Consider the following 25,076-nt stretch of genomic DNA (forward strand, 5'->3'; position numbering starts at 1 on the left):
AAAATTGATTTATGATTACGATCATCATCAATAACATTACACTCAGCCCGTCGCAAGGGCTGGGTTCAATTGCGGAAGGTGCGGTATGGAACGTCGGGTAGTCATCACCGGTTTGGGCTTGGTGTCCCCTCTCGGATGCAATGTGGAGCTGGCCTGGCAACGCTTGCTGGCGGGCCAGTCCGGAATACGCTCCTTGGATGCGGCGGTTGGCGAAGGCACCGGAGTTTCCATCGCTGGCCGGGTGCCAAGCCAGGAGGAGGATCCGCAAGCCGGGTGGTGCGCCGAAGCCGTCATCCCGGCGAAAGAGCTACGCCGCATGGACCGCTTCATCGCATTTGCATTGGGCGCGGCGGATCAGGCCCTGGCACACGCACAGTGGCGCCATCCAACCGTCGAGCAGCAGGAGCGCGCGGCAACCATCATCGGCTCTGGCGTGGGCGGTTTCAGCACCATTGTCGAAGCTGTGCGAACCACGGATGGCAAGGGGCCGCAGCGCTTGTCGCCTTTCACCGTGCCGGCTTTCCTGGCCAATCTGGCGGCGGGACAAGTGTCGATCAGGCACCAGCTAAAGGGTCCGTTGGGAGCGCCGGTGACAGCCTGTGCCGCCAGCATCCAGGCCATTGGCGATGCGGCGCGCCTGATTCGGAATGACGAAGCCGACATGGCGCTCTGCGGCGGTAGCGAAGCCACCATCGACAAAGTGGCGCTAGGCAGCTTCGCGGCGGCTAAGGCAGTGAAGACCCATTGCGACAACGAGCCCGCGAAGGCTTCCCGCCCGTTTGACCTGGCCCGGGACGGCTTTGTCATGGCCGAAGGCGCGGGGCTATTGGTGCTGGAGGCGCTGGATCATGCGTTGGCTCGCGGTGCCAAGCCGCTGGCGGAAGTCGTAGGCTACGGCACTTCCGCCGATGCCTATCATGTCACTTCCGGGCCGGAAGATGGTTCCGGCGCCGCCCGATCGATGCGCGCGGCGTTGCGGCAGGCGCGGTTGCAACCCCATGACATTCAACATCTGAATGCTCATGCGACATCCACGCTGGTCGGTGACCGAGGAGAGCTGGCGGCCATTCGCCAAGTGTTTGGAGCAGGCTCCGGCCCCTCCATTACGGCCACGAAATCCGCCATGGGCCACATGCTGGGAGCCGCTGGAGCGGCCGCCGCGATTTTCACTATATTGGCCTTGCGTGACCAGATTGCGCCACACGTGCTCAACCTGGAACATCCAGATCCGTTGGCAGACGGCCTGGACCTGATCGCTGGAAGTGCGCGCGCTCATGCCATGGAGCATGCCATGCTCAACGGATTTGGCTTCGGTGGCGTCAATGCGTCATTGGTTCTCAAGCGATTTTCAGCCTGAGCCCTGCCTCGCGGGTGAGGCGCTTCTGCCGTGGATCACGGCCGCCCCGCGCTCCCGCCCCAAGAGAGCTCAGCGCCTCCCCGGCAGCATCCGCACCAACGTGTTGTCCCGAAACACATAGTGATGCAACAGCGCCGCGGCGGCATGCAGCCCCACCAGGAAGTAGCCCACCGTGGCCAAGGTTTCATGCAATTCCTTGACCTGATCGGCCAGGGCTTTGTCCGGGCTGACCAGCGCCGGAACCTCCAGGCCGAACAACGGAATCGGCTTGCCCCCGGCGCTGAGCGTCAGCCACCCCAGAATCGGCGTAGCAATCATGAACGCATACAACGCGTAATGCATCACCCGTGAAAGCACATCCTGCCACCTCGGCATCGGCGGCCGCACGCCAGGCGCCGCACCCGAAGCCACCCGGATAACCACCCGCAAAACCACCAACCCGATCACACACAACCCCAGCGAGAAATGCAGCGCCTTGATGTTGTTGTACAGATCGGTGCCTTTGGTGGCCAGCCCGCGCAATTCCATACAGGCGTAAACCAAAGCCAGGACCACGAGCATGAGCCAGTGCATGGTGATCACCAGACCTGCATACTGAGTATCGGAGTTCTTGATTTTCATGTTTCTTCCTTGTCGTCAAAACGCGCTACGGACAGCCTGGTTCGATAATCGCCCTGCCCTCGGCGCCCTGCGTGGGCGCGTCGGGAGGTCTCCAGGGATCAACATGGGTCATCACGTTCAATACACGATGCCGCTGCATGACGCGTTGGCGCGCTTGCACGGCGATCTTGTGGCCTTCGTCGACAGTCAGCCCGGCGTCGATTTCCAGGTGAGCGTCAACGACGATCATATCCCCCATTTTTCGGGTGCGTAGATCGTGCACGCCTTGAATACCCGGGGTGTCCATCAGGGTGCGCTGGATCGCGGCGGCCTCGCCTTCGTCGATGGCGCGGTCCAGCAGGTCGTGCAGGGCGTCCCAGCCGAAGCTCCAACCCATTCGGGCCACCATGAAGCCCACGATGGCCGCGGCGATGGGGTCCAGTATCGGGTAGCCCAGCAGGTTGCCGATGATGCCCAGGCCCACCACCAGCGACGAAGCCGCGTCGGAGCGCGCATGCCAGGCGTTGGCCACCAGCATGCTGGACTTCACGCGCTTGGCCACGGCAAGCATGTAGCGGAACAGGGCCTCTTTGATGACCAGGGCGCCACAGGCCACCCAGAGCGCGACGAGGTGGACCTGCGGGATCGCGTCGGGCTGCTCCAGCTTGGTCACGGCGGACCACAGCATGCCGCCGCCGACCAGCAGCAGCAAGACGCCCAGCGCCAGGGACGCCGCGGTCTCGTAGCGATAATGGCCGTAGTGGTGGTCCGCGTCGGCTGCTTTCTGGCCATGGCGGTTGGCCAGCAGCACGATGAAGTCGGCGATCAGATCGGAAGAAGAATGAATCCCGTCCGCGATCAGGCCTTGGGACTTGGAGAAAATGCCGATGACAATCTGGGCGGTGGCGAGCACCACGTTGACGCCCACGCTTACCCAGGTGCTGCGAGCGGCGGCGGCGGCGCGTTCGGCCGGGCTGTGTTCATCGTCCTCCGGATCTTCCAGCGGAGGCGGAAAGGCTGTCATGGTGCGTGCTCCCGTTCTTGCAATCTAGCCTTGCGGCATTCGGGCAGGAGCATAAGCACCGAAACCTGAACGGATGATGAACGTGGATGAGCGGGGCATTGCGCCCCGCTCATCGCCCAGCCCGTAATGAGACGTACTGATCAGGTCAGCATCAGCACGCCGCGTTCGCCTGGCTGGGCGACCATGGCCTCGCGCCGCGCGGCATCCTCGCGCAGGCGGAACACACCGACCGCCTTCACCAAGGCATGCGCCTGGTCCTGCATCGAGCCCGCCGCAGCCGCGGCTTCTTCGACCAGCGCGGCGTTCTGCTGGGTCACTTCGTCCATCTGCGACACGGCGCGGTTGACCTGCTCGATGCCGGTGGCCTGTTCCTGCGATGCCGCGGCGATCTCGCCCATGATGTCCGTGACACGCTTGACCGAGGCGACCACCTCCTGCATGGTGGCGCCCGCGTTTTCCGCCTGGCCCGCGCCCTCGGCCACCTTGCCGACGGACGCTTCGATCAGCGTCTTGACCTCGCGCGCGGCCTGCGCGCTGCGTTGCGCCAGCGACCGCACCTCGCCCGCCACCACCGCGAAACCCTTGCCCTGCTCGCCCGCCCGGGCCGCTTCCACGGCGGCGTTCAGCGCCAGGATGTTGGTCTGGAACGCGATCCCGTCGATGACCGAGACAATCTCGGAAATCTTGCGCGAGCTGGCGGAAATTTCCCCCATCGTGCTGACCACCGCCGACACCACGGCGCCGCCGCGCTGGGCGACTTCGGAGGCGCTTGCCGCCAGTTGATTGGCCTGGCGCGCGTTGTCGGCGTTCTGCTTGACGGTGGACGCCAGTTCTTCCATCGATGCGGCGGTTTCTTCCAGCGAGGCGGCCTGCTCTTCGGTCCGGCTGGACAAGTCGGTGTTGCCGGCCGCGATCTGCCCCGCTGCGCTGGAGATGGTTTCGGACCCGGCGCGAATGGTGCGAACGGCGCCGGCCAGCTTGTCCTGCATATCGTGCAGCGCGCGCAGCAGTCGGCCGGTTTCATCGCGGGTGACGGCGTGGATGGGTTGCCCCAGGTCGCCACGCGCCACGGTCTCCGCCACCGACACAGCCTGGGCAAGCGGCGCCGTGATCGACTTGGACACCCGCCACGCGAACAGGCCGCCCAGCACGACGGCCAGGCCCGACAGGATCAGGTTCAACATGCCCGCGTTGTCGATGACCTCCCGGCTGTCGGCGCTGGCGTCCGCCATCTCGGCCGCCTGAATCCGCGAAATCTCGATGACGTGGTCCTGCAGGCTGTCCAGGAGCGGAAGGGTCTCTTCCAGCAAACGTTGGCGGGCGGCGTCGCGCTCGCCACGCTTGAGAAGCGCGCCCACGCCCTGGAATGACTTCACGTAGCGGCCGCGCACGTCTTCCAATAACCGCAGTCGCTGACGTTCGTCTTCGGTGCTGAACAATGGCCGCAGGGTTTCCAGCGCCTGGTCGATCACCTTCCGATTGGTGTCGATGCGGGCAAACAGCGTTTCAGCGGCGCGGGGATCGGTATTGACGATCAACTCGAGGTTCGCGCGCGCATTGGCGCGCGTCGTCACGTCAATCCTGTTGATGGCGCTTGCCTCGGTCCAAGTCTGTTCCGTGATCGTCCGGTTGATGCCGCCGATTTGGGACAGTTCGTATTGCGACAGGCCTGTGAGCGCCAGTAGCAGGACAAGTACGGTGCCGAAGCCCAGCGTCAGCCGGGTGCCAATGGAGAGGTTGCCAAGAGTGAGACGCGAGCGCATGAATTTGTATTACGACAAAGGGAAAACCCTAGTATAAAAATCATGACACATATAGCAACCATTTTGTAATTAGAGTTTGCGATTTCGCAGAGCGGGACGGAATTGTTTGTGGCTGCCAGCCGCTTCGACATTCAGGGAAGCCAAACGTCTTTCCGTTCTCCCACGCCCCGCCCGTCACCGCCCGCACCCGCCCCTGGCGCGGCGGCCTTCTGAAGCTGATCGTGGCGACTGGCACGGAGCAACGTAAAATGCCAGGCCTTCTGCCTCAACTTGCTTCCCCACTTGCTTTCCTTATGAACCTCGAACGACTGCGCCGCGAATTTCCCGACTACGACATCACCACCCTGCCGACGCTGCCCGAAGGGTTTGTCGATTCGTCGAGCTACATCGATGCCGCTCCTTCATTCGAGAACCAGGAGCGCGGCCTGAAGGTGTATGTCGACTACGCCAACTATGCCGACCGCGAATCCGGCAGAAGCCAGCGCTTCTGCGTTTCGCGCTGCGACGAGGAAAGTGACGACGACGAGGACGTCGTCCTGTCGACCAACGATTGGGCCGAAGTCATCCGCTTCCTGACAGCCTGAACGCCCTCGCCGGGGGGATAGGTTTCCGCTTCGATCATCGGATGATCGCCCCCGCGACCTCCTGCGTTTCCGTGGCGCCGCTTGATTTCGACGGTTGCTGTCGACCCTGAACCTGCGCGATGGAGTTTGCATGTGATCGGCAGCTTGGACAAGTAGCGGTACACCCTGCCCTTCAATTCGTGAGGAAGAACGCCGGTGGGGGTGCGCCACACCTTGCCTTGTGCCTGGTCGGCGATGCCTGCGACGCCGGCCTGCGCATGGGAGCAAGCCATGTTGTCCCTGCTGGACGCAGGTCTGCTCTCAAAGATGGTCGAGTTGATTGCGCGGCTGGAACTCCGGATCGTCTTTGCCTTCCAGCATCGCGTCCACCATGACCTCGAATGCGCCAGCGGCTTGGCCGAGCGCTTCGGACGCCAGGAATACGGAGCCGCCGTTTCCGGCGAGTTCCAGCGCCGCCACCGTTTCTCGTTCGTCTTCCTCGCCCCAGAGATAGTCGTGTACCACTGCAAAGCCACGATCGTCCGCCTCGAAAAAATCGGCCGCTCCACGCGCTATCGAAAAAAAGACGATGAGGTCATAGAGGTTTTCGGAATAGGTCAGCGAGCCGGCAACGAAGCGCGTTCCTGTACGATCGTAGGCCGCAACCTTGATGTTCTCGGCCTCCGCGGATGCCAGGATGGCCGCCAGCGCCGCGCGGTTGTCCGGATGGCGGGCCAGCATGGCGTCGCATTCCGCAATGAGCCTGCCCAGCTCCTGATTGCTGGAGGCAACCAGATCCTTGCCTTCGGAGAGATACCACTGGCCGCCGATGGCACGCCAGTCCGACCATCTTGATGCCGCCGGCGCCGGGGCAGCGAGCCATCTGGCAAGATTCTCGCGGGACATCTGGAGGTTGAGAAAGGCAGAATAGGGTTCGGACATGGCAGCCATCGACTCTCAGGTTCTGATCAACCTTGCTTTTACCAAATAAGGGCTGTCAGGCCAATTCTCGACAAGATTCGTTCAGTTGAGAGGAGGACCGCCATCAATCATCCCCTCCCCCCGCCGACGCATTCCGCGCCTCAGCCAACGCCACCGTCAGATGCATCACTTTCTTCTTCAACTGATCCCGCTCATCCGTCAGCCGCGCCAGCAACTCCCGTAACCGCGCCACCTCGGCCGGCAAATCCGCGATATTCTCGATCGGAATATCCGGCACCGCCTCTTTCGGCGGCGGCGCCTTGGCCTGGCGCACTTCGCGCGCCGCCTGCTGCAATTCCTTCCTGCCGCCCGCCACCGCCGCGGCCTGCCGCTCGGGCGGCAAGGTCGCGACCGCCGCCGCGGCGTTGATGGAGATCGCGCCATCCTTCACCGCCCGCACCAGTTCCGGCGCGGCGGCCTTCTGGATCTTCTCGATCTGCCCCAGCGTGTTGCTGCTGATGCGCGCCTCGCGCGCCAGCGCCTGCCGGCTCAACGCAGCCGCGGGCGGGATGGGCGGCGGTTCGGGCGGCGGCGTGCTGCCGTCGTCTTCCCATGGCGGTACGCTGCGCGATTGCAGGATCTCTTTCTTGCGCAGCGCCAGCACCCCGCGCTGGAAATCCGACACGCTGCGCCGGCCCAGGTGGTTTTCGATCATCCACAGGTGCACGTCGTCCATCGATTTGAACGAGGTGTTCTGGCGCGTCTCGAACGCAATGCCGTGCTTCATGCACAGCGCGTAGCGATTGTGGCCGTCGATCAGCAGGTCACCCCACAGCACCAGCGCGTCGCGGCAGCCTTCGGCCAGCAGGCTGCGTTCAAGCGCCTCGCGTTCATCGTCGGTCAAGGGGTCAATATAGGCGCGCAGGCCTTCGTCAATCCTGATATCCATGGTGTCCAAAAAACAATTCTTGCCCTGCCCGCGTGCCTCGCCCGGTTGGCCTGGCGCGGGTCCACGCCAGACGGCCGCCAAGCGCCACCCAAAAGCGCCGCCTGCCGCTGGCTAGGCCTGCGGCCCTTCCAGCGCGATGCGCACGGCTTCCAGACGAGCGCGCGGGTCCGTCAGCGCCAGCAGCCGGACTTTGTCCGCCGCCGGCAGCGGCAACAGTTCGCACCAGCGGTCAGCCACCCAGGCGCATTCATCCAGCCGGTATGGCGGCGCCACCGGCATGCGGTCGGCGGGCACGCCTTCCTGCTGCCATTGGGCCACCAGGCGGCCGAGGGCGTCGGCGCAGGGTTGCAGCGGCGCCGGCACGGGCAGCGGCGGGTCGTCGGGGATGGGTTCGATTTCGCCCATCCAAAGACCGTATTTTGCCAGTTGGCTGGAAACCAGGCGGAAGCGGCTCGTCCCCACGCAGCGCAGCTGCAGCAAGGCGGGCATGGGCGCGTCCCAGGCGTCGATGCGGGTCAGGGTGCCGGTGTCGGCCAGGACCTCCTGGCCTTCGGGCGAGCGGACCTCGTTGCCGGACAGCAGCGCGACCACGCCGAACTCGGTGCCATCGGCGATGCAGCGGCGGATCATGTCCAGGTAGCGCACTTCGAAGATGCGCAGGTGCAGCACGCCGGCGGGGAACAGCGCGTTGGACAGCGGGAACAGCGGAATGGTCGCCATGGCGGCGCCCTACTTCACCGTGAAGGCGTCGTCGACCGGCACCTGCATGGCGGTGACCAGCGCGTTGGTCTGGGCGGCCATGCCGATGACGGCGAGCAGTTCGGCGTGCTGGCCGTCGGTCATGCCCTTGGCGCGGGCGGCGGCGGTGTGGGAATGGATGCAGTAGCTGCAACCGTTGGCCGTCGATACCGCGATGTAGATCATCTCGCGCACCAGGGGCGGGATTTCGCCGTCGGCCATCATGACCTGCTTGAGCTGTTCCCAGACCCGCTTGAGCTGGGGCGGGTCGTTGGCCAGGGCGCGCCAGAAGTTGTTGACGAAATCGGATTTGCGGGTGGCGCGGATGTCTTCGAACACCGCCCACGCCTCGGGGATCCTGCGCGCTTCTTCATCCGACAGCAGATGCACCGTAGCCATATGCCACTCCAACGGGTAAGGGGCCGGGCGGCGGCGTGCCGCCCGCGCAATGTCCCATTGAACTGGAAAGCCCGGCGCGGTTCAAGGCGCGGGGCGACATCCGCCCCACCCTACGCCGACATCTGCGCCGGCTTGAACGGATCGAGCGGATAGCGCGGCCGGTTGCGCCGCTGGTACGGGAACAGCGAGAAGTCCGAGCTGGTGACGCCCGGGCTGTCGCATTCGATCAGGGCGCAAGAGATGGGCACGAACACCGGGCGGCAGTACATGCGCGACTTGACCAGGATGAAGCGGGCGGCGCGCGGGTCGATGCCCAGGCTTTCGAAGACGCCCAGGTCCCAGGGTTCGTGGGTGCGTTCGGTGATGACCAGTTGCGCGGCGCCGATGTCGAGCACGGCGCTGCGGCCCATGCAGGCGGTCTGGCCGGTGTAGGTGGGGCCGGTGATGACGTAGCTACCGTCGGTGATGGCGCGCACCACGCCGGTCAGCGTCACCGGCGCGGCGGGCCGGCCGATGGCGGGGATGGGCAGCTTGTTGCCGACCGCCAGTTCGACCCGGGCGCCCTGCCCGGCCGCGATCATGGCGGCGACCGCTTCGGGGTCGCAGTACAGGCCGGCGACGATGCCCGTCAGGCCGGCGTCGACGGCGGCGACCAGCACGTCCATCGTGTCGCAGGTGCCGCCGGACATGCAGTTGTCGCCGTGGTCCAGCAGCAGCACGGGACGGTCGGCGCCGCGCGCCAGGGCGGCGGCGCGTTCGAGCGAGGCGGCCAGGGGTTCGGCTTCGTAGACGAAGCCGTCGCGGTCGTCCCAGATGGCGGCGGCCAGGCCCGCGGCGACGCGCTCGGCGGCGTCGGCGTCGCCGGCGGCGACCACCACCACGCTCAGGCACGGGTCGGGGATGTCGGCCAGGGCGAAGCCGGCCAGCACCGACACGGCCAGCATGCCGCCGGCCTCGGCGCCGCGCGCGGCCTGAACGGCGCGGCGCATGGCGCCTTCGGCGGTGTTGCTGCGCAGGGTGTGGCTCATGAGCGGCAGGCGGCGCCAGGCCAGGCGCGGGCGCGGGCCGCCCGCGAGCCAGTCGAACAGGAGGCGGCCGGCATGCTCGCCGGTTTCGTACATGTCGATGTGCGGGTAGGTCTTGAAGCTGACGATGACATCGGCGTTGTCGATCATCTTCTGGGTGACGTTGCCGTGCAGGTCCAGGGCGACGGCGATCGGCACGCCGGGGGCTTGCTGGCGCAGGCGTTCGAGCAGGTCGCCTTCGCCGTCGTCGGTGGTCTCGACGGCCATGGCGCCGTGCAGGTCCAGCAGCAGCGCGTCGCAGCCGGCGGCGGCAGCGACGATGCGGTCGCACAATTCACGATAGGCCTGGCCGTCGACGCGGCCGCTGGGATAGGCGGTGGCGGACACCGGCGTGACCAGCGCGGCGCCCCGCGCCTCGGCCAGGTCGATGAAGGCGGACATGGCGGTGCGCTTGCCGTGGTTCTCTTCGTAGGCGGCGCGGTCGTAGGTGGGGCCGTCGTTGCCGAAGGCGGACAGCGGCGTGGGCACCGGCGAAAAGGTATTGGTCTCGTGGTTCATGCGGGCGATCATGACTTTCATGCCTTGCCTCCGTTGTTGCTGTTGTTGTGCGGGTCGGGGCGCGCGCCGCCCAGGCCCAGCTTTTCCATGGCTTCGCTGGCCTCGACGATCATGGCGGCGACCTCGGCCACGCTGACCCGCAGGCCGGTGGCGCGGGTGCGCATGTGTTCGTAGGCGGCGCGTTCGTCCAGGCGCTGGTGGTCCATCAGCACGCGGATCGCCTTTTCGATCACGCGGCGCGCCTTGATGGTGCTTTCCAGCTTGTCGATCTTGTTCTGCTGGCGGTTCTGGAACTGCTTGGCCGAGCGCGCCAGCACCAGGGTGCTGAGGATGCCGGCCGAGCGGAACGGCCGCGTCAGCACGCCGTGGGCGTTGGTCTTGAGCAGCTGCTTCAAGGTGGTTGGGGTTTCGTATTCGGACAGCGCGATCAGGGTGGCGTCGACCTCGCTGGCGGACCAGGCGAACGAGTTCTGGCCGCATTGCGAGACCTGGAAGAACACCACGTCGGCGCCGGCCGGCGGTTTGTCGGGGAACGGCCAGACCAGGTGGATGCGGCAGCCGATGCGCTTGAGCTGTTCGACCAGCAGGTCGCGGTCTTCGCCGGGCGGATAGGCCACGGCGACGGCCACGCTGCGCAGGTCTTCGTAAAGGCGGCGGAGGCTATGGTCCATGATCACGCCAACCAGAACTCATCGAGACCGAAAGCCGTCAGGTAGGGGTCCGGCTTGACCGGTTCGCCGCTGGCCCAGACGATGTCGAAGCGGCCGTCGGCGCGGCACAGGCCGATGCGCGGGGTCAGCACGCTATGGTTGTTCTCGGCCAGGATGGTCAGCCGGCCGCCGGGCGCGTCGAAGCCCACCTGGTGCACCGCCTGCGCCAGCTTGCGCGTGTCCAGGCTGCCGGCGCGCTGCAAGGCGCGCGCGAACAGGTGCATCTGGCTGTAGCAGGCCTCGGCGTAGACGCTGGCCGGGCGGTCGCCGAAGCGGGCGCGCCAGCGCTCCAGGAAATGGGCGTTGGCGGGCGAGTCGACGGTATTGAAGTAGGTGGCGGCGGTGATGTGGCCGGCGCACAGGGCCGGGCCGATCTCGGCCACCTCGGATTCGGCCATGGTGAGGCTGGCGATGGGGATGTGCGGCGCGCCCGGGTCGGCCTCGCAGGCGGCGTGGTAACGGCGGTAGAAGCGCTGGGCGTCGTCGCCGATCAGGGTGGAGAACACCACATCCGGCCTGATGCGGCGGATGTCGCGCACCACGTCGATGATCTCGCCTTCGTCGCAGCCGAGCGGCAGGTAGGTTTCGTCGAGGATCTCGCCGCCGTGTTCCTCGACGGTGTCGCGCATGATGCGGTTGGTTTCGCGCGGGTAGATGTAGTCGGCGCCCACCAGGAAGATGCGCTTGCCGCAGTGCTGGATCAGGTAGGCGGCCAGTTGCATGCTGCCCTGGTTGGGCGCGGCGCCGGTGTAGATGATGTTGGGCGAGTATTCGAAGCCTTCGTAGACCGAGGCATACCAGAGCAGCGCGTTGTTGCGCTCGACCACCGGCAGCATGGCCTTGCGGCAGTGCGAGGTGCAGCCGCCGAAGATCACGTTGACCTCGTCGTCCAGCAGCAGCCGCGCGGCCAGGCGGCGGTATTCCTCGGCGTCGCTGCGCGGGTCGTAGACCACCGGTTCCAGCGGCCGGCCCAGCACGCCGCCGAGCGCGTTGATTTCCTCGACCGCCAGCACGGTGCCGAAGAAGTGCTGCGATTCGGTGGTGCCGGTCACGCCGCTGCGCGAATACAGCACGCCGATGCGCCATCCCGGCGTGGCGGCGTCCCTGTCAGTGCGGGAGGTCATAGGGGCTTCCTTCTGCAAGATCGTGGCCGGCGCGCCGCGGGCGCCGGGACGGTTCATACCTTCAAGTGGTCCATGATATGGCCGGCGGCCCCGGGCGCGCCAGCCTCGCCCTGGTCGACGATGGCGCCCTGCTTGAGCACCAGGTAGCGGTCGGCCACGTCCAGCGCGAAAGCCACGTTCTGTTCGACGATGAACATGGAGGTGCCGCGCCGTTCGCGTTCCCAGTTGAGCGCCCGGCCCAGCCGCTCGATCACCGAAGGCTGCAGGCCTTCGGTGATCTCGTCCAGCAGCAACAGGGCCGGCCGCTGCATCAGGCCGCGCGCCACCAGCAGCATCTTCTGCTCGCCGCCCGACAGGGTGCCGGCATGCTGGCGCAGGCGGCTGGCGAAGACCGGGAACAGGTCGGCGATTTCACCGAAGCGTTCATCGAACAGGCGGTCGTTGGGCAGGCCCAGGCGCAGGTTGTCGCGGATGTTCAGGTCGGGAAACAGCGGCTGGTCCTGGGCCGCGTAGGCGACGCCGCGGCGCGCGACTTCGTGCGGCCGCAAGCGGGTGGCGTCGACGCCGCCCAGGCTGACGGTGCCGCGCAGCTTGGGCAGGTAGCCCATGACCGTCTTGAGCAGCGTGCTCTTGCCCATGCCGTTCTTGCCCAGCAGCGCCACGCAGGCGCCGCCGGCCACCGACAGCGAGATGTCGTTGAGCACCACGGCGCCTTTGTAGCCGCTGGCGACGTGTTCCAGGCGCAAGGCCGGGGCGGCGTTCATGGTTGGGCTCCTTCGGGCGAGACGGGCGGGGTTGCGGGTTGGGCGCCTTGCCGCGTGGCTTGCTCAGTGGCTTGCTGACTCGCTTGCCGGGTGGCTTGCGCGGTCTTGTTCGCGGCCGGCGCGTTGCCGGCGTAGATGGTGCGCACCAGTTCGGATTCGGCCACTTCGCGGAAGCTGCCGTCCATGACGATGCGGCCCTGGTGCAGCACGATGATGCGGGTGGCCACCTCGGCCACGAAGTCCAGGTCGTGCTCGACCAGCAGGCAGCACAGGCCGTGGGTATGGGCCAGGGCCGACAGTACCTGGCCGATGCGGGCGCGTTCGTCCTTGCTGAGACCCGCGGTGGGCTCGTCCAGCAGCACCACGCGCGGCTCCAGCGCCAGCACCATGGCCAGTTCCAGCGCCTGCTGCTGGCCATGCGACAGGTCGCGCGCCACGCGATCCAGCTGCTGGTCCAGGCCGGTCATGCGCAGCACCTCCAGAGCGTAGGCCGGCAGCGCCAGTCGGGGCGACCGGCGCCGCCATGACGGACGCTCGCGCAGCGTGGTGGCGATGCGCAGGCTTTCGGCCACGGTCAGCGTGTCGAAGATGTTGGCGTTCTGGAACTTGCGCCCCAGGCCGTAACGCACGCACTGCTCCGGCCCGTCGCGCCTGACCGCGTGACCGCAAAGTTCGACCGTGCCGTCGCTGCGCTCGGCGCCGTCGGCGATGCAGCGCATCAGCGTGGTCTTGCCGGCGCCGTTGGGGCCGATCAGGCCCAGCAGTTCGCCGCCGCGCGCGCGCAGGTCGATGCCTTCCAGCACCTTGAGGCTGCCGAAGCGCTTGGCCACGCCGGCCAGCACCAGGCCGCCTTCGGCGGCGCCCTGCCCTGGCGTGCCACCTTGTCCCGCTGCGCCGCCCCGCCCCGACGCGCCGCCCGACGCCGCACCGCCGGCCGGCGCGCGCGCCACCAATTCCGGCACCGGGGCCGGCCGCCGGCGGCGCCAGGGCGCCAGCAGCAGCGGCAGCAGCCCGCGCGGCAGCAGCAGGATCACCAGGATGAAGGTCACGCCCAGCACCAGTTGGTAGAGGAACGGCATGTTGCCGCTGAGGTACGAGCCGGCCACGTTGATCAGCACGGCGCCCAGTACCGGGCCCCACACCGTGCCGCGTCCGCCCAGCGCCACCCAGATGATAAGTTCGGTGCCGAACACGAAGCCGGTCAGTTCTGGCGCCACCACGCCGCTGAAGGCCCCGTAGCCGAAGCCCGCCAGGCTGGCGACCGCGCCGCACACCACCAGCAGCGCGATGCGCCAGTGCGCGGTGTTCAGGCCCAGGTAGCTGCAGCGGCCCTCGTTGTCGCGCAGCGCGGCCAGGATGCGGCCGCCGTCGCTGCGCACCGCGACCCAGGCCAGCAGCGCCACGATCGACAGGCCGCCGGCGGCGATGACGTACCAGGCTTCCAGCGACAGGTCGAAGGTGTCGTAGCCGGTCAGGCCCGACGAGGAGCCGGTGTAGGTGCCGCCCGACAGCACGACCTGGGTCAGCACGATGGGCAGCACCAGCGAGATCACGGTGGCGAAAAACGGCGAGGCGCCGCGGTAGAACGACAGCCAGCCGGTGGCTAGCGCCAGCAGCATCGCCGCCCCCACCGCCACCAGCCCGGCCGCGAGCGCGATGCCCGGCGAGAAGCCGTAGTGCGTAAAGGCCAGCCCGGCGGCATAGGCGCCAACGCCGAAGAAGGCCGACTGGCCGAAGGTCAGGTAGCCGGTGTAGCCCCACAGGATGTCCACCGTGACCGCCGCCACGGCGAAGAACAGCGCCTTGATCAGCACGTTCAGCAGGTAGGTGTCGAACAGCCAGGGGCCGGCCACGGTCAGCGCCAGGCAGGCGATGGCCAGCCACAGCAGGTCGCGCCCGCGGGCGGCGCGGCGCGGGTCGGCGCGGGTCGCCAGCGCCGGTTGCGCAAGGGAGGAATCAGTCATGGGCGAATCCTTTGGGACGCAGGCGCAGGGTCAGGGCCGCCAGCACCGCGATGGTGACGCCGCCCAGGATCGGGCTGATGAACACGCCCACCAGCACCTGGCAGGCGCCATAGACCAGGCAGGTCAGGAGCAGCGCGGTGATGGAGTTGCCCGACACCATCACCAGCATGAAGGCGCTGACCAGCCACGGCAGCCCCATGTTCGGATCGACGCTGGACAGCGGCGTGATGAGCGCGCCGGCCAGCGCGCCCAGCCCCGCGCCGAGCGCGAAAGTGGTGAAGCGGATGCGTTCGGCGTTGATGCCCAGGCCGCGCGCCAGGTCCTCGTTCATGATGACGGCGCGGGTCCGCACGCCAAAGCGCGTGCCGTTCAGCAGCAGCGTCAGCGCCACGTACAGCAGCAGCGCGCCCGGCACCAGGAACAGCCGGTAGGCCGAGTATTCGGTGCCCAGGAACGGCACCGCGCCCTGGATCGGCGCGTCGGCGAACTGCACCTCGCGGCCGAAGGCCATGGTGATGAGCTGGCCGATCACGATGCCCAGGCCCCAGGTCGCCAGGATGGCGTCCAGCGGCCGCTTGTACAGCGGCTGCACGATCAGGCGCTCGACCAGCATGCCCACCAGCACGCCCGCCGCCAGCGCGCATGGCAGCGCCAGCCACGGGTCCAGCCCCAGCCGCGTCACCACCAGGGCGGCGTAGCTGCCCAGCGTGATGATGGCGCCGTGGGCGAAATTGACGATCTTCATCACGCCGAAAATGATCATCAGCCCGGCCGTCACGATGAACAGCATGGCGGCCGTGCTCAGGATGTCCAGCATCAAACCCATTGTGTTCTCCTGCGCCGCCGGCGAACCGGCGGCGCGCAGGGGTGGCTTACCGCGTTACTTCAGGTCGGGGCACTGCGCGCCCGGATCGACCTGGTCGAAGGTCTGCAGGATCTTGATGGAGCCGTCCGGCTGCACCTGGCCCAGCCGCATGGTCAGCGCGGCGTGGCGCTGGCGGTCCATCTTGACCGGGCCGCGCGGGCCGTCGAACGACACTTCGCTCAGCGCCTGCACCACCTTCTGCGGATCGAAGCTGCCGGCCTTCTCGACCGCCGCCTTGTACAGGAAGAAGGCTTCGTACTGCGGGCCCGAGAACTCGTTGGCGGTCTTGGCGTCGGCGCCGAACTTGGCCTTCAGGCCGTCGAGGAACTTGCGGTTCTGCGGCGTATCGATGCTGGTCAGGTACGAGGCCGACAGGTACATGCCGACCGCCGTGTCGCCCATGGTCTTGGCGGTGGCCTCGTCGATCGCCAGGTTGCCGTAGGGCATGGTCAGGCCGGCCGCCTTGACCTGCTTGGCCAGGCTGACGTTGGGGCCGCCGCCGGCGGTCGAGCTGATCAGCGCGTCCGGGTTGGCCGAGCGGATCTTCGAGACCACCGGGGTCCAGTCGGAACCGTCGATGGGCAGGTATTCCTCGCCCACCACGCGCCCGCCCTGCTTCTCGATGTATTCGCGGGTGAACTTGAGCATGCCGCGGCCGAAGGCGTAGTCGCTGCCGACCAGGAAGAAGGTCTTGGCGCCGCGTTCTTTCATGAAGTGGTCCACCACCGGCGCCACCTGCTGCTCGGGCACCCAGCCGTTGACGTGCATCCAGCGGTTGCACGAGCGGCCTTCGTAGAACGAGGTGTAGATGTACGGCACCTTACCGCGCGAGACGATGGGCAGCGCGGCGTTGCGCGCCGCGCTGGTTTCCATGGCGACGATGGCGTCCACCTTCTTCTGGAACACCAGCGTGTCGTAGGCCTTCTGCGCGCCGACCGCGCCCGAGGCGTCGTCGGCGATCTCCAGCACCACCTGGCGGCCGAGGATGCCGCCGGCGGCGTTGATTTCATCGGCGGCCAGTTGCGAGGCCTGCACCACGCCGGGCGCGACCACGCTGTTGGCGCCGGACAGGCCGACCGGCACGCCGATGCGCAAAGGGTCGGCCGCGTGCGCGCCCGCCGCGCCGGTCAGCGCGGCGATGAAGGAAAGTCGGATGAGGAAGCTGCAAGTGGGTTTTTTCATGGGGATTTCTCCTTGGGGGCCGGCTGTCCGCCGTTGTAGTCAACGCTGCCGCGGCGCCTCGGCGGCGCCCAGCAGTTCGTCGTAAAGGTCGCGGCGCCGATCGCGCAGCACGTGGTTGAAGTCGTTCAGTTGCCGGGCGCGGCGCGAGGCGGCCAGGTCCACCGGCGCCACCAGCACCTCTTCGCGGTCGTGGCTGGCGGGGCCGGCCACGGTCCAGCCCTGCGAGCCGACGATCAGGCTGCGGCCGACGAAGGGCTGGCCGCGCTCGACGCCGACGCGGTCGGCGCACACCAGCGTCAGGCCGTTGCTGTGGGCCCCGGCCGCCGCCAGCGCGTGCGCCATGGCCGGGCCGTCGGGCGTCTGCCCGGGCATCGGCACCCAGTTGGTCGGCACCGCGACGATGTCGGCGCCGCGCAGCGCCAGCAGGCGGTAGACCTCGGGGAACCAGCCGTCGTAGCAGATCGCCACGCCCAGCCGGCCGAATTCGGTGTCGAACAGCGGCAGGCCCAGGTCGCCCGGCTCGAAGAACAGGTTCTCGTCGCCCCACAGGTGCAGCTTGCGGTAGGTGCCCAGGTAGCCGTCGGGGCCGGCGATGATGGCGGCGTTGTACAGCCGGCCGCCGCTGCGCTCGGCGATGCCGGCCACCAGGTAGATGCCCAGGCGTTGCGCCAGCGCGATCCAGGCCTGCGAGCTGGGGCCGTCGGGCACGGCCTCGGCCAAAGCATAGGCCTCCTGGCGGCCGGCGAACACGTAGCCGGTGTTGGCCAGCTCGGGCAGCACCACCAGCCGCGCGCCCTGCGCGGCGGCCTGCTCGACCAATTCGATGGAACGGGCCACGTTGGCGGCGACCTCGCCCATGACGGGGGCCGTCTGCACACTGGCCACGTGGATCGCGGACGCGGCGGCGTCCGGCGGCGGTGATACTTGCATGCGATCTCCCTGCAACGTTTTGGAAAACAAAAAAGCCCCCGACCACGCGTTGCGTGTGAGTCGGGGGCTTCTATAGCCAGACGAAGGTTCGGGCAGCAATCATTGCTGCGGGGCACTGCCGCACCAAGCCGTGCCGGTGCGTGCGGATCAGTCCTGATCCTGTGCCGAATCATAGGGATGGGCGCGGACCGGCGGCAATAAGAGGTTTCCCGGACGGCGCCATGGGTGCGAGAATCAGGGTCGGCCATCAAGGAGTAACCCGCCATGCCCCAACTTTCCGCCTACCTCAGTTTCGACGGCAATTGCGCCGAGGCCATGCGTTTCTACGAACGCGTGCTGGGCGGCCGCGTCGAGGCCCTGGTGCGCTACGCGGACGCGCCCGCCGATGCCGCCATGCCGGCGCTGTCGGGCGAAGAGGCCGAGCGCATCATGTACGCCCGCCTGGCGCTGGACGAACAGGTGCTGATGGCCAGCGACGCCACCGCCGGCCATCCCTACCCCGGCAAGCAGGGCATGGCGTTGTCGCTGGCCTACCCCACGGTCTCGGACGCGCAACGCGTGTTCGATATGCTGGCCGAGGGCGGCAGCGTTACCATGCCGCTCCAGAAAACCTTCTGGGCCGACGCCTACGGCGCGCTGATCGACCGCTACGACACGCGGTGGATGATCAGCGGCGGGCGGCTCAACCACTGACACCCCCACTGACAACCCCACTGACAACCGAATCCGCCACCAGCGGATGGAGCGAGACACCCATGACGCATGGCATACAGGGCAGGCAACGCTGGTGGGCACTGATGGTGCTGTGCCTGGGCGTATTGATGATCGTGCTGGACACTACCATCGTCAATGTTGCCCTGCCCTCGATCCGCGAAGACCTGCATTTCTCCGAGACCTCGCTGGTCTGGGTGGTGAACGCCTACATGCTGACCTTCGGCGGCTTCCTGCTGCTGGGCGGACGGCTGGGGGACCTGCTCGGCCACCGGCGCATGTTCCTGGCCGGCCTGGTGCTGTTCACCGTGGCCTCGCTGGCCTGTGGGCTGGCGCGGGGCCAGGGGCTGCTGATCGCCGCGCGCGCGGCCCAGGGGCTGGGCGGCGCGGTGGTGTCGGCGGTGTCGCTGTCGCTCATCATGAATCTCTTCACCGAGGCCGGCGAACGCGCCCGCGCCATGGGCGTGTACGGCTTCATCTGTGCGGGCGGCGGCAGCCTGGGCGTGCTGCTGGGCGGGCTGCTGACCAGCACGCTGTCGTGGCACTGGATCTTCCTGGTCAACATTCCGATCGGCGCGGTGGTGTATGCGCTGTGCCTGCGGCTGTTGCCGGCGGCGCGCGGCGCGGCCGGCGGCGGCCGGCTCGACGTGGCCGGCGCGCTGACCGTCACCGCGTCGCTGATGCTGGCGGTGTATGCGGTGGTCAACGGCAACGAGGCCGGCTGGACCTCGGCGCAGTCGCTCGGCCTGCTGGGCGCGGCCGCGCTGCTGATGGCGCTGTTCCTGGCGATCGAGGCGCGCGTGGCCGAGCCGCTGATGCCGCTGGCGCTGTTCCGCCTGCGCAACGTGGCCACCGCCAACGTGGTCGGGGTGCTGTGGGCCGCGGCCATGTTCGCGTGGTTCTTCGTCTCGGCCCTGTACATGCAGTTGGTGCTGGGCTATGACGCCATGCAGGTGGGGCTGGCGTTCCTGCCGGCCAACCTGATCATGGCGGCGTTCTCGCTGGGGCTGTCGGCCAAGCTGGTGATGCGCTTTGGCATCCGCGGGCCGCTTGCCACCGGGCTGCTGTTGGCGGCGCTGGGGCTGGCGCTGTTCGCGCGCGCCCCGGTCGACGGCCACTTCGCGGCGGACGTGCTGCCCGGCATGCTGCTGCTGGGCCTGGGCGCGGGCATCGCCTTCAACCCGATGCTGCTGGCCGCCATGAGCGACGTCGAGCCGAGCCAGTCGGGCCTGGCGTCCGGCGTGGTCAACACCGCCTTCATGATGGGCGGCGCGCTGGGGCTGGCGGTGCTGGCCAGCCTGGCCGCGGCGCGCACGGCGGCGCTGTCCGGCGCCGGCGCGGCCCCGGTGGCGGCGCTGGCGGGCGGCTACCGCGTGACCTTCCTGGCGGGCGCGGTGATCGCGGCCGTGGCGGCGGCGCTGGCCGCCGCGCTGGTGCGCTCGCGCAACCGCGAGCTCGGCGGACACGGCGACGCGCCGGCCGGCCACTGAGGCGTCGCGGGCGCGCCACGTCTTTTGAATTCTTTACGATTGGACGGCAAGGCCGGGAGTAATCTGGCGACGCCCCCTCCACCGGACAGGAAGCGCCGCCATGACATTTCTCGCCAGCGCCCATCTGCTGCGTCACCGCGACGGCCACGAGGCCCGCGTCACCTTTGTCGAGCTGTTCTTCGACCTGGTCTATGTCTTCGCCGTGACGCAGCTGTCGCACAGCCTGCTGCACGACCTGACCCTGATGGGCGCGGTGCACACGCTGGTGCTGTGGTTCGCGGTGTGGCTGGGCTGGCAATACACCTGCTGGGTCACCAACTGGTTCGATCCCGACGCGGTGCCGATGCGGCTGATGCTGTTCGCGGTGATGCTGGCCGGGCTGGTGGCGGCGGCGGTGCTGCCGGGCGCCTTCGGCGAAAACGGGCTGATCTTCGCGGTCTGCTACGTGCTGATCCAGGTGGGCCGCACGCTGTTCGTGGTGCTGCACCTGGGGCCGTCGCATCCGCTGGCGCCGAATTTCCGCCGCATGCTGGGCTGGCTGTGCATCTCGGCGGTGTTCTGGATCGCCGGCGGATTGGCCTCGGGCGATACGCGGCTGGCGTTGTGGATCGTGGCGGTGGCCTGCGAGTATTTTTCGCCCATGGCCGGCTTCTGGCTGCCCGGCCTGGGCCGCTCCAGCACCCGCGAATGGACCATCGAGGGCGGCCACCTGGCCGAGCGCTGCCAGCTGTTCGTGATCGTGGCGCTGGGCGAGACCCTGCTGATCACCGGCGCCACGCTGGGCGAGCACCCGCACTGGGACATCCCCACCCTGATCGCGCTGCTGGCCGCGTTCCTGGGCACGGCGGCGATGTGGTGGGTGTATTTCGACACCAGCAGCAAGGACGGCAGCGAAGCCATCGCCCACCACGCCGATCCGGGCCGGGTCGGGGCCTACTTCCACTACGTGCACGTGATCCTGATCGCGGGCGTGATCGTCTCGGCGGTGGCCAACGAACTGGTCATCCTGCATCCGGACGGACGCATCGTCACGGCGGCGGCGGCCGCGCTGCTCGGCGGCCCGGCGTTGTACCTGCTGGGCAACGGCATCTACAAGACAGTGGTGTATGGCCGCTTCCCGCTGTCGCACGTGGCGGGGCTGGTGCTGCTGGCCATCCTGGCGCCGATCGCGTTCGTCACCGACAACCTGATGGTCGGCGGGCTGACGACGCTGATCATGATGCTGGTGGCCGGGTGGGAAAGCGTGTCGCGGCGGCGGATGCGGGCGGCGCACTGACGCGTCCGGCCGGCGAATGCCGGTGCCCCTTGCGTTTCAACCACCCGGCCGGTGCTCGGCCAGCACCGCGCGCATCGACTGCGCCGCGCCCTGCAGCACCGGCACCGCGCGCAGCAGGTCGTCGAGCATCAACCGCGCGGTGGGCGCATGGCACGCCACCGCCGCCACCACGCGGTCCTGCGCGTCGCGCACCGGCACCGCCACCGCGCTCATGCCGCGCACGAACTCCTCGTTGTCGATGCCGATGCCGCGCGTGGCCAGCCGTTCCAGTTCGTCTTCCAGCCGCGCCGGGTCGGTCAGCGTGCGCGGCGTGTTGCGCGTCAGCGGCAGGCGGGCCAGCACCCGGCCGCGCTCCAGCCGGCTCATCGACGCCAGGAACAGCTTGCCGCTGGCGGTGCAGTGCATCGGCACGTGGCTGCCCACCGCGAAAAACAGGCGCAGCGGCTCGGTGGTCTCGACCCGCTCCATGTAGATCACCTGGTCGCCGTCGGGCGCGGTGAGATTGCAGGTCTCGCCCAGCTTGCCGACCAGTTGCGCCAGCACCGCGCGGCAGGCGCGCGTGAAGGCCGAGGCGTGCAGCGTCGACAGCGCCAGCGCGGTGGCCTGCGGCCCCGGCACGAAGCCGTTTTCGGTGGGCGTGGCGGCGACGAAACCGGCGCGCTGCATCGACGCCAGCAAGCGCATCAGGGTGGACTTGGGCATGTCCAGGCGCTGCGCCAGTTGCGCCAGCGTGGGCGGATGCTGGGCGCGCGCCAGATAGTCCAGCACCAGCAGCGCGCGCAGCGAACGCGAGGCATCCTGCGGCTCGTCGGCGTCGGGCGTCCGCGCCGATGCTGCACTGCGATTTTGAAACCGAAGATCCATGTTCTGTGCCATTTCGCCGTTCCCGCGCTTGCCGCGCTTTCTTTCCGGTGGCGGCTTCCTAGAATCGCCACAGATACGGAACCTTTGCGCGTCGCCGCGCCCCCCTCGCATCAGGCCAGTATATAAGTGCGCGGCGGCGCGGCAAGCAGGGTAAACGCGCCGTCCGGACGAGGGACTCCCCGCGTCACGGCACGGCCAGGCCAAGGAGGAAACAGACATGTCCGATGCCGTGGACTACATCGTGGTGGGGGCCGGTTCCGCCGGCTGCGTGCTGGCGAACCGCTTGAGCGCCAGCGGCCAGCACAGCGTGTGCCTGCTGGAGGCGGGGCCGCCGGACCGCTCGCCCTGGATCCACATCCCCATCGGCTACGGCAAGACCATGTTTCACAAGGTGCTGAACTGGGGCTACTACACCGAACCCGACCCCAACATGCTGGACCGCCGCATCTACTGGCCGCGCGGCCGCACGCTGGGCGGTTCCAGCGCCATCAACGGCCTGATCTACATCCGCGGCCAGCGCCAGGACTACGATGCCTGGGCCGCCGCCGGCAACCCGGGCTGGCGCTGGGACGACTGCCTGCCCTACTTCCGCAAGCTGGAAAACAACGACCTTGGCGCCGGCGCCACGCGCGGCACCGAGGGGCCGCTGAACGCTACCTCCATCAAGACGCCGCATCCGCTGGTCGAAGGCCTGATCGGCGCCGCCGGCGCGCTCGGCCTGCCGCACGTGCGCGACTTCAATACCGGCGACCAGGAAGGCGTGGGCTACTACCAGCTGACCACCCGCAACGGCCGCCGCTGCTCCACCGCCGTGGCCTACCTGCGCCCGGCGCGCGGCCGCGCCAACCTGCGGGTGGAGACCGGCGCGCACGCCATGGCGATCCTGTTCGAGGGCAGCCGCGCCTGCGGCGTGCGCTACCGCCAGGACGGCCAGGTGCGCACCCTGCGCGCCCGCCGCGAGGTGATCCTGTGCGCCGGCGCGCTGCAATCGCCGCAACTGCTGCAACTGTCGGGTGTGGGGCCGGCCGCGCTGCTGCGGCGCTTCGGCATCGGCGTGGTGCGCGACCTGCCCGGCGTGGGCGAGAACCTGCAGGACCACCTGCAGATCCGCCTCATCTACGAGACGCGCCGCCCCATCACCACCAACGACCAACTGCGCACGCTGCACGGCCGCGCCGCGATGGGGCTGCAATGGCTGCTGTTCCGCGGCGGGCCGCTGGCGGTGGGCATCAACCAGGGCGGCCTGTTCTGCCGCGTCGATCCGGCCAGCGCCACGCCCGACACCCAGTTCCATTTCGCCACGCTGTCGGCCGACATGGCCGGCGGCAAGGTGCATCCGTTCTCAGGCTGCACCTATTCGGTGTGCCAACTGCGGCCGTCCTCGCGCGGCACGGTGCGGCTGCGCAGCGCCGATCCGTTCGAGGCGCCCGCCATGCAGCCCAATTACCTGTCCACCGAGCTGGACCGGCGCATGACGGTGGCGGCGGTCAAGTACGCGCGCCGGCTGGCCGCCACCGAACCGCTGGCCGGCCTGATGAAGCGCGAATTCCGGCCCGGTCCCGAGGTGCGGAGCGACGACGAGATCCTGCACTTCTGCCGCGAGTACGGCGCGACCATCTTCCACCCCTCAGGCACCGCGAAAATGGGGCCGCGCGAAGACCCCATGGCCGTGGTCGACGAGCGCCTGCGGGTGCACGGCGTGAGCGGACTGCGGGTGGTGGACTGCTCCATCATGCCGACGCTGGTCTCGGGCAACACCAACGTGCCGGTGGTGATGCTGGCCGAGCGCGCGGCCGACTTCATCCTGCAGGACCTGCACGCGGCGCGGCCGCGCGTCCAGGCGCAGCCGGCATTGCAACAGGCGGCATGACATGAACTGACCGCAACCCGCGGAGCGGCGCCGCAGAGCGCCGCCCGCTTCCCCCAAAGGAGACAGGCATGGCCAAGCAGAACGAAACCGCGGTGAGAAAAGTCGTCGCCGCGTCGCTGATCGGCGCCACCATCGAGTGGTACGACTTCTTCCTGTACGGCGTGGTCGCCGGCATCGTATTCAACAAGCTGTACTTCCCCACTGGCGACCCGCTGGTCTCGACCATGCTGGCCTACACCACCTTCGCGGTGGGCTTCATCACCCGGCCGCTGGGCGGGCTGGTGTTCGGCCATTTCGGCGACCGCATCGGCCGAAAGAGCATGCTGGTGATGACGCTGATGATCATGGGCGTGTCGACCTTCCTGATCGGCCTGGTGCCCACCTATGACAGTATCGGCCTGTGGGCGCCGATCCTGCTGCTGCTGTTGCGCGTGTTCCAGGGCATCGGCCTGGGCGGCGAATGGGGCGGCGCGGTGCTGATGGCCTACGAATACGCCCCGCCGGGGAAAAAGGGCTACTACGCCTCGCTGCCGCAGATCGGCCTGGCGATCGGCCTGTGCCTGGCGTCCGGCACGGTGGCGCTGCTGTCGACGCTGCTGACCGACGCGCAGTTCATGGCCTGGGGCTGGCGCCTGGCGTTCCTGGCGTCGGCCGCGATGGTCGGGGTCGGCATGTACATCCGCCTGAACATCAAGGAAACGCCCGAGTTCGCGGCGGTCAAGCGCGACAACGCCGAAAGCCGCATCCCGTTCATGGACATGATCCGCCGCTATCCCGGCAACGTCGCCAAGGGCATGGGCGCGCGTTACATCGATGGCGTGTTCTTCAACGTCTTCGGCGTTTTCTCGATCTCGTACCTGACCCAGACATTGCAGATCACGCGCACGGAAGCGCTGACCGGGGTGATGGCGGCGGCGCTGGTGATGTGCTTCACCATCCCCTACTTCGGCCGGCTGTCCGACCGCATCGGGCGCACGCGAGTGTATTTCTGGGGGTCGCTGATCACGGCAGCGGCCGCCTTCCCCGGCTTCTGGCTGATGCTCAACAGCCAGGGCAGCGTGATGCTGGTGTGGCTGGCCATCATCATTCCGTTCGGCATCTTCTACGCCGCCGTCTACGGCCCCGAGGCCGCGCTGTTCTGCGAGCTGTTCGACGCCAAGGTGCGCTACACCGGCATCTCGTTCGTCTACCAGTTCTCGGGCATCTTCGCCTCGGGCATCACGCCCATCATCGCCACCGCGCTGCTCAAGACCGGCAATGGCCAGCCGTGGCTGATCTGCCTGTACGTGCTGTTCTCGGGCGTGGTCTCGGCGCTGTGCGCATGGCTGATCGGACGCGGCGGGCGCAGCGCGGCGCGCGATGGCGCGGCGCCGCCCGCCGGCGCGAAGCTGCGCAAGGCCTAGGCCCGGCGCGTCGGGCGGCGGCCGGC

At 68.1% G+C, this 25,076-nt stretch carries 23 protein-coding genes; 7 read left to right on the plus strand and 16 right to left on the minus strand.

Annotated features, from left to right (window positions below; translation table 11 throughout):
- Positions 1 to 85 precede the first annotated feature (85 nt).
- A complete protein-coding gene (gene fabF, locus ABFG95_RS01050) occupies positions 86 to 1,357 on the plus strand; it encodes a beta-ketoacyl-ACP synthase II (RefSeq protein ID WP_348995306.1) in 1,272 nt (423 codons plus the stop codon).
- A gap of 69 nt (positions 1,358 to 1,426) precedes the next feature.
- Here fabF and ABFG95_RS01055 read toward each other — a convergent pair whose 3' ends face one another.
- From ABFG95_RS01055 to ABFG95_RS01065, 3 genes are all read right to left on the minus strand, one after another.
- Complete coding sequence (locus ABFG95_RS01055; RefSeq protein ID WP_100505398.1) at positions 1,427 to 1,978, minus strand: cytochrome b; 552 nt, start codon at positions 1,976 to 1,978, stop codon at positions 1,427 to 1,429.
- A 25-nt stretch (positions 1,979 to 2,003) separates the two neighbouring features.
- On the minus strand, positions 2,004 to 2,981 hold the full coding sequence (locus ABFG95_RS01060; protein WP_348995307.1) for a cation diffusion facilitator family transporter: 978 nt from the start codon (positions 2,979 to 2,981) through the stop codon (positions 2,004 to 2,006).
- 140 nt (positions 2,982 to 3,121) lie between these two features.
- The gene (locus tag ABFG95_RS01065) at positions 3,122 to 4,744 is read right to left on the minus strand and encodes a methyl-accepting chemotaxis protein (RefSeq protein ID WP_348995308.1); all 1,623 of its coding nucleotides are present in this window, start codon (positions 4,742 to 4,744) and stop codon (positions 3,122 to 3,124) included.
- A gap of 293 nt (positions 4,745 to 5,037) precedes the next feature.
- Between ABFG95_RS01065 and ABFG95_RS01070 the strand changes: the two genes are divergently transcribed.
- Positions 5,038 to 5,328: a hypothetical protein gene (locus ABFG95_RS01070; protein WP_348995309.1), complete on the plus strand. Its 291-nt coding sequence runs from the start codon at positions 5,038 to 5,040 to the stop codon at positions 5,326 to 5,328.
- 300 nt (positions 5,329 to 5,628) lie between these two features.
- Here ABFG95_RS01070 and ABFG95_RS01075 read toward each other — a convergent pair whose 3' ends face one another.
- The 12 genes from ABFG95_RS01075 to ABFG95_RS01130 all read right to left on the minus strand — a co-directional run bounded on the left by ABFG95_RS01075 (position 5,629) and on the right by ABFG95_RS01130 (position 17,436).
- Positions 5,629 to 6,249: a hypothetical protein gene (locus ABFG95_RS01075; RefSeq protein WP_348995310.1), complete on the minus strand. Its 621-nt coding sequence runs from the start codon at positions 6,247 to 6,249 to the stop codon at positions 5,629 to 5,631.
- Between the two features lie 103 nt (positions 6,250 to 6,352).
- Positions 6,353 to 7,177: a hypothetical protein gene (locus tag ABFG95_RS01080; protein WP_348995311.1), complete on the minus strand. Its 825-nt coding sequence runs from the start codon at positions 7,175 to 7,177 to the stop codon at positions 6,353 to 6,355.
- A gap of 111 nt (positions 7,178 to 7,288) precedes the next feature.
- Positions 7,289 to 7,897 (minus strand): LON peptidase substrate-binding domain-containing protein, encoded by a 609-nt coding sequence (locus ABFG95_RS01085; protein WP_348995312.1) that lies wholly within the window; start codon positions 7,895 to 7,897, stop codon positions 7,289 to 7,291.
- 9 nt (positions 7,898 to 7,906) lie between these two features.
- On the minus strand, positions 7,907 to 8,314 hold the full coding sequence (locus tag ABFG95_RS01090) for a carboxymuconolactone decarboxylase family protein (protein ID WP_026384362.1): 408 nt from the start codon (positions 8,312 to 8,314) through the stop codon (positions 7,907 to 7,909).
- 110 nt (positions 8,315 to 8,424) lie between these two features.
- The gene (locus ABFG95_RS01095; protein ID WP_348995313.1) at positions 8,425 to 9,918 is read right to left on the minus strand and encodes a M81 family metallopeptidase; all 1,494 of its coding nucleotides are present in this window, start codon (positions 9,916 to 9,918) and stop codon (positions 8,425 to 8,427) included.
- Complete coding sequence (locus ABFG95_RS01100; RefSeq protein ID WP_082380490.1) at positions 9,915 to 10,568, minus strand: ANTAR domain-containing protein; 654 nt, start codon at positions 10,566 to 10,568, stop codon at positions 9,915 to 9,917. The genes ABFG95_RS01095 and ABFG95_RS01100 overlap by 4 nt, the downstream gene beginning before the upstream one ends.
- A gap of 2 nt (positions 10,569 to 10,570) precedes the next feature.
- A complete protein-coding gene (locus tag ABFG95_RS01105) occupies positions 10,571 to 11,731 on the minus strand; it encodes a transporter substrate-binding domain-containing protein (protein ID WP_238910066.1) in 1,161 nt (386 codons plus the stop codon).
- Positions 11,732 to 11,784: 53 nt separating this feature from the next.
- Positions 11,785 to 12,495: an ABC transporter ATP-binding protein gene (locus tag ABFG95_RS01110; protein ID WP_175147191.1), complete on the minus strand. Its 711-nt coding sequence runs from the start codon at positions 12,493 to 12,495 to the stop codon at positions 11,785 to 11,787.
- Complete coding sequence (locus ABFG95_RS01115) at positions 12,492 to 14,459, minus strand: ATP-binding cassette domain-containing protein (protein WP_348995314.1); 1,968 nt, start codon at positions 14,457 to 14,459, stop codon at positions 12,492 to 12,494. The genes ABFG95_RS01110 and ABFG95_RS01115 overlap by 4 nt, the downstream gene beginning before the upstream one ends.
- Positions 14,452 to 15,285 (minus strand): branched-chain amino acid ABC transporter permease, encoded by an 834-nt coding sequence (locus ABFG95_RS01120; RefSeq protein ID WP_054416553.1) that lies wholly within the window; start codon positions 15,283 to 15,285, stop codon positions 14,452 to 14,454. The genes ABFG95_RS01115 and ABFG95_RS01120 overlap by 8 nt, the downstream gene beginning before the upstream one ends.
- Positions 15,286 to 15,339: 54 nt before the next feature.
- Positions 15,340 to 16,506, minus strand: coding sequence for a substrate-binding protein (locus ABFG95_RS01125; protein ID WP_348995315.1), 1,167 nt, complete (start codon positions 16,504 to 16,506; stop codon positions 15,340 to 15,342).
- Between the two features lie 39 nt (positions 16,507 to 16,545).
- Positions 16,546 to 17,436 (minus strand): nitrilase family protein, encoded by an 891-nt coding sequence (locus ABFG95_RS01130; protein ID WP_348995316.1) that lies wholly within the window; start codon positions 17,434 to 17,436, stop codon positions 16,546 to 16,548.
- Between the two features lie 264 nt (positions 17,437 to 17,700).
- On the opposite strand from ABFG95_RS01130, the gene ABFG95_RS01135 reads away from it, so the two are divergent.
- The 3 genes from ABFG95_RS01135 to ABFG95_RS01145 all read left to right on the plus strand — a co-directional run bounded on the left by ABFG95_RS01135 (position 17,701) and on the right by ABFG95_RS01145 (position 20,913).
- Positions 17,701 to 18,129: a VOC family protein gene (locus ABFG95_RS01135; protein WP_059270903.1), complete on the plus strand. Its 429-nt coding sequence runs from the start codon at positions 17,701 to 17,703 to the stop codon at positions 18,127 to 18,129.
- A 62-nt stretch (positions 18,130 to 18,191) separates the two neighbouring features.
- The gene (locus tag ABFG95_RS01140; RefSeq protein ID WP_348995317.1) at positions 18,192 to 19,637 is read left to right on the plus strand and encodes an MFS transporter; all 1,446 of its coding nucleotides are present in this window, start codon (positions 18,192 to 18,194) and stop codon (positions 19,635 to 19,637) included.
- Positions 19,638 to 19,737: 100 nt separating this feature from the next.
- Positions 19,738 to 20,913 (plus strand): low temperature requirement protein A, encoded by a 1,176-nt coding sequence (locus ABFG95_RS01145; RefSeq protein WP_336727309.1) that lies wholly within the window; start codon positions 19,738 to 19,740, stop codon positions 20,911 to 20,913.
- Between the two features lie 36 nt (positions 20,914 to 20,949).
- On the opposite strand, the gene ABFG95_RS01150 is transcribed toward ABFG95_RS01145, so the two are convergent.
- A complete protein-coding gene (locus ABFG95_RS01150; protein WP_063568788.1) occupies positions 20,950 to 21,789 on the minus strand; it encodes an IclR family transcriptional regulator in 840 nt (279 codons plus the stop codon).
- A 205-nt stretch (positions 21,790 to 21,994) separates the two neighbouring features.
- On the opposite strand from ABFG95_RS01150, the gene ABFG95_RS01155 reads away from it, so the two are divergent.
- Both ABFG95_RS01155 and ABFG95_RS01160 read left to right on the plus strand, forming a co-directional pair.
- Positions 21,995 to 23,647, plus strand: a complete 1,653-nt coding sequence (locus tag ABFG95_RS01155) for a choline dehydrogenase (RefSeq protein WP_348995318.1) — start codon at positions 21,995 to 21,997, stop codon at positions 23,645 to 23,647.
- A gap of 68 nt (positions 23,648 to 23,715) precedes the next feature.
- Positions 23,716 to 25,050, plus strand: coding sequence for an MFS transporter (locus tag ABFG95_RS01160; RefSeq protein WP_348995319.1), 1,335 nt, complete (start codon positions 23,716 to 23,718; stop codon positions 25,048 to 25,050).
- Positions 25,051 to 25,076: the final 26 nt, after the last annotated feature.

Source organism: Achromobacter sp. HNDS-1 (assembly GCF_040084795.1).
GTDB classification, from domain to species: Bacteria; Pseudomonadota; Gammaproteobacteria; order Burkholderiales; family Burkholderiaceae_B; genus Achromobacter; species Achromobacter ruhlandii.